This is a genomic window from Blautia acetigignens (assembly GCF_025566865.1).
Classification (GTDB): Bacteria; Bacillota; Clostridia; order Lachnospirales; family Lachnospiraceae; genus Blautia_A; species Blautia_A acetigignens.
Window position 1 is genome coordinate 86,239 of sequence record NZ_JAOQJM010000016.1, and the last position, 3,995, is coordinate 90,233.

Sequence of the window (3,995 nt, forward strand, 5' to 3'; positions counted from 1 at the left end):
GTAACTCGGATTGTCTTCCAAACGATATGGGAAAGTCTCCGCCAGACGTCCCCCCGGGTTCGCCTCCCCGAATAACAGCCGGTCGCTGGCCTCCCCGATGCCTTCTCCTCCCAGATACATCTCCAGAATGGCATTTACAGACTCAGCCCACGGAGTTTCTACGGGACTTCCGTTATGTAGGACCACCACCACATTCTTCTGTATCTCAGCCACAACCTCTATAAGACGATTCTGACACTTTGGCAGTTCCATGGATGTTCTGTCATATCCTTCCGATTCAAAGCTGTCCGGCAGTCCGGCAAAGATTACAACTGCATCTGCTCCCGCAGCCGCTTCACACGCCTGTTTCAGTTCTTCTTCTGTCATTTCGTCACGCTCTGACGAGAAGCCCTTCACATACTCCACTGCCCTGCCTTTTCTCACCGCAGTTTCCAGAGCTGACACTACGCTGTCCGTATTGATGTGGCTCGATCCCCCGCCCTGGTAGCGCGGTTTCTTTGCAAATTCCCCGATATAGACTATTTTCTGTTCTTTTCTCAGCGGCAGCGCCCCCTTATTTTCCAGAAGTACGGCACACTCTGTTTCGATATCTGCCGCTGCCTTGTGATCCTTTTCCCTATCAAATACAGTCTCTGCTTTCCGGTTATCTGCGTAGGAGAAGACTACTTTCAGTATGCGCTCTACCGTTCTGTCAAGAATCTCCTCCTCCAGCTCTCCATTCTCCACTGCCCGGATAATCTTTCTTGTATTATATCCCTCTGATCCCGGCATCTCCAGATCAAGACCGGCTTTCAGCCCTTTCACCCGGTCATTTACAGCTCCCCAGTCACTGACCACATATCCTTCAAATCCCCACTCATCTCGCAGGATATCTGTCAGAAGCTTCTTATTCTCTGAAGAAAATACTCCGTTGATCTTATTGTAGCTGCACATCACAGTCTTTGGCTGCGCTTTCTTCACCGCCTCCTCAAAAGCCGGCAGATAAATTTCCCGGAAAGCCCGTTCCGATACTTCCGACGATATCTGCATACGGTCTGTTTCCTGATTATTCACGGCGAAATGTTTCATACTGGTTCCGATGCCTTTCGACTGTACGCCCCGGATATATGCTGACGCCATCTTACCTGTCAGATAAGGATCTTCGGACATATATTCAAAATTCCTTCCGCAGAGAGGACTTCGTTTGATATTAACCGCAGGACCGAGGAGCATGCTCACGTTCTCAGCCTGACACTCATCACCAAGGATCTGTCCCATACGTTCCATCAGTTCCACGTCAAAACTGGATGCCGTGGCGCAGGCTGCCGGGAAGCATACTGCATTCACACTTTTATTCAGGCCGAGATGATCCGCCGCTCCTTCCTGTTTGCGCAGACCATGCGGGCCGTCTGTCATCATAGCGGACGGAATCCCTAATCTTTCGATTCCCATTGTGTTCCAGAAATCCGCGCCCGAACAAAGTCCTGCTTTTTCCTCCAGCGTCATCTCTCTGATTAATTCTTTCAAGTTTCTACTCATTATGAAATCCTCCTTAAATAAATCTTACCCTCTGTTATCTGTGGGCTTCCCAGAAGGATACCGCTTCCTGAAGCCAGTTTTTCACTTTTGTTTCATATCCAATGCCAAATCCATGTCCCAGACCGTCAATGATTTTAACTGACACATTTTCTTTGCCCAGTACCTTCTCTAATTCCGGCAGTTTATCTTCCACATTTGCAAAACCGAACTCATCACCCCGCCCTACGATAGAAAATACCGCCAGTCCTTTGTCCTCCGGCAAAGCTTTGATATTCCAGTCCAGACCATACATAGGGAAGATCACCTTCGGTCTTGGCAGATGATTCTTGTGGCAGCAGTCCTCATAATTTGCAAATGAATACGCCGTGGTCATAAGTCCTCCTGCTGAAAAACCAAAGATGGCATAATCATCCATGTTTACATAAAACTGTTTTTGATGCTCCGTCAGATATCGGATCACTTGTGTCAGTTCCCTCGCGGCAGCCTGTCCCTGCTTCACCTGTTCTGTCTCACCCAGCTGCCTGCCGACCGGATAACTTATGACGAAAACAGAATATCCCATTTTATGCAGCTTCATCGCCGCAGGATACCCCTCGCAATCAGTTACATTACTGATAAATCCGCCTCCCGGAACTACAATGGCAAGTGGTTTTCCCTGTTGTCCCTGATAAAACATTCCCGTCAGATGTGACCTGTACGGATGACTATTCACTGCTTCCGCAGGATACAGATCCGGCACCAGCCTTGCCTGACCTTTCTCAACAAGTCCGGTTAGATAATGGAAAGATTCCAAGGCTGCATCCAATTGTTCCTCACGACCCTGCGCCTTTAAAAAATCCTTATACTTTACAGGCGCAATAGCTTTCAGCACGTTGTCCTCCACATTGAAAAACATATGTTTAAAACCGCCGAATACCGGATGCTGCATGAAAAATCCAACTTTGTCCTCCCCCGTTCCTGGACGGAAATGTCCGTTTTCATCGTAATAGCTGCTTTCCTTTATTTTTGGAAATCCGCAGATGCCAAGAAGTGCCGGCAAAAACATGGCACTTTTTTTGTAGACATATAATGTCGCACCGATTACAAATAATAAAACAATCACCACTACTGCAAAAAATATCTTCATCCTAACCTATGCCTCCTTTTCTTACTGATATCTTACTTTATACAGACTAAAATTACATCAACGAAACATAAGTGATTTACCGACCAAACATAATAAATATCCGAGATTACTCTGTACACCTTTGCCCCCAATATGGTATATTTTAGACAGGTTAAATAAACTGCTGATGACCATAATCACAGTTCATTCATATCTCGAAAAGGAGAGAATATATATGATGACATTATCTACATTGAATCAATTTCTGAAGCAGCACACTCCCGAAGAAACCCATCGTCTGAACGGTGTAAAGAAAGATTATTCACAATTTCCTGTTGCCAGCGGTAAGTTTGATACACCCTGTTACCGTTTTGATACGAACCTTGAAGATCTGCGTTCTTTATTTCTTTCAAAGAAAGTTCTTCCGAGTTATTACAACTTCGCTGTTGTAAAACAGGATCGTTTTGAAAACGTACCTCTGCATATCCATGAGTGGCTGGAGTTGAGTTATATTTATTCTGGTTCCTGCACAATGACGATAAATAAGACTACATTCAGGCTAAAAGCCGGGCAGATGGTTCTGATCAGCCAGAATGCCCCTCATTCTGTCAAAAGATGTTCAGAAAATGATATTATCATCAATTTTCTGCTGACGCGCGAATATCTGAACGGTACTTTTTTTGAACGCCTGTCTCAGGATAATTACCTTACACACTTTTTCATTGAGGCTCTGAACACCACGATGCAGGAAAGCAGGTATATTGTCTTTTCCCCGGAACAAAAACAAAACCGGCTGGCAGATCTTGCCAACCAGTTTCTCTGTGAATTTTATTCTCCGTCCGTAACATCCGGACCTTTTTTAGACAGTCTTTTTACGCTGATTACCTGCGAGATGATTAATCTTTTCCAGCACGATATGGTTCTGGATCACGCCTCTGTGGATCAGATTTATACCATACTCCGATATATCGAAACAAACTTTGCGGACTGTACCCTTTCTTCTACAGCTGAGTTTTTTAATATGCACCCAAACTATCTCTCTTCCTACATACGCCAGCATACCGGAACCACTTACAAAGAGCTGGTCCAGACACAGCGGCTTTCTCAGGCGACAAAACTGTTAAGGAGCACCGCACTTTCCACAAATGATATCAGCCTTGCCGTCGGATATCAGAATACCAGCTTTTTCTTTCAGCTATTCCGCAAGAAATACGGATGTACGCCTATGGAATATCGAAACATGCTTCATGCTTCTGATACGCCAAATATGTGATATGTGGCATAATTGGCGTCGAGTAGACTTTGTCTCGACTTTTTCACATCCTTTCATCATATATTGTTTTGCGATGAGAGGTTCAAGTCTCAAAAGCCC

General features: G+C 45.2%; 3 protein-coding genes. 1 reads left to right on the top strand and 2 read right to left on the bottom strand.

Annotation, left to right across the window (positions count from 1 at the left end; translation table 11 throughout):
* Together OCV70_RS15815 and OCV70_RS15820 are read right to left on the bottom strand one after the other, a co-directional pair.
* Positions 1-1,518 (bottom strand): glycoside hydrolase family 3 protein (locus tag OCV70_RS15815; RefSeq protein WP_262579863.1); only part of this gene is annotated, 1,518 nt, incomplete at its 3' end.
* 34 nt (positions 1,519-1,552) lie between these two features.
* Positions 1,553-2,644 (bottom strand): alpha/beta hydrolase, encoded by a 1,092-nt coding sequence (locus OCV70_RS15820; RefSeq protein ID WP_117854326.1) that lies wholly within the window; start codon positions 2,642-2,644, stop codon positions 1,553-1,555.
* A 214-nt stretch (positions 2,645-2,858) separates the two neighbouring features.
* On the opposite strand from OCV70_RS15820, the gene OCV70_RS15825 reads away from it, so the two are divergent.
* On the top strand, positions 2,859-3,896 hold the full coding sequence (locus tag OCV70_RS15825) for an AraC family transcriptional regulator (protein WP_178105360.1): 1,038 nt from the start codon (positions 2,859-2,861) through the stop codon (positions 3,894-3,896).
* Positions 3,897-3,995: the final 99 nt, after the last annotated feature.

What these genes read in the sequence shown, in the direction of transcription:
- OCV70_RS15820 (WP_117854326.1), bottom strand. Translation starts at nt 2,644, where the DNA reads ATGAAGATATTTTTTGCAGTAGTGGTGATTGTTTTATTATTTGTAATC.
- OCV70_RS15825 (WP_178105360.1), top strand. Translation starts at nt 2,859, where the DNA reads ATGATGACATTATCTACATTGAATCAATTTCTGAAGCAGCACACTCCC.